1 protein-coding gene is annotated in these 616 nt (G+C 56.0%); it reads left to right on the forward strand.

The window, feature by feature from the left end:
* Nucleotides 1-552: CsgG/HfaB family protein (locus ALO43_RS22555; protein ID WP_054998094.1), on the forward strand; the 552-nt coding region annotated here is incomplete at its 5' end.
* Nucleotides 553-616 lie beyond the last annotated feature (64 nt).

Below are 616 nucleotides of genomic sequence, written 5' to 3' on the forward strand. Positions count from 1 at the left end.
GGTGTGCGCTATCCGGTTGCGGTCGGCAAGTTCGATAACCGCTCCAGCTATATGCGCGGGATCTTTTCCGATGGCGTCGATCGTCTTGGTGGTCAAGCCAAGACCATCCTGATCACCCACATGCAGCAAACCAACCGGTTCAATGTGCTGGATCGCGACAACATGGAGGAGATCAAGCAGGAAGCCGCTATTAAATCTACCGCCCAGCGTCTGAAGGGTGCTGACTACGTGGTGACCGGCGACGTGACCGAGTTCGGTCGCAAGGAAGTCGGCGATCAGCAACTGTTCGGCCTGCTGGGCCGCGGCAAATCCCAGATTGCCTACGCGAAAGTCGCGTTGAACATCGTCAATATCAGCACTTCGGAAGTGGTGTACTCGACTCAGGGCGCTGGCGAGTTCGAGCTTTCCAATCGTGAAGTCGTCGGCTTTGGCGGCACCGCCAGTTATGACTCGACACTCAACGGCAAGGTTCTCGACCTGGCCATGCGCGAAGCCGTCAACAACATGGTGCGTGCGCTCGACAGCGGCGCCTGGAAACCGACTGCCAACTGATATTTCAAAAGGGAATTTGTGGTGTTCATGAATCGTTTTAATGTTTCGTTGCGCGGTGTCGCAA

This window comes from Pseudomonas tremae, assembly GCF_001401155.1.
Lineage (GTDB): Bacteria > Pseudomonadota > Gammaproteobacteria > Pseudomonadales > Pseudomonadaceae > Aquipseudomonas > Aquipseudomonas tremae.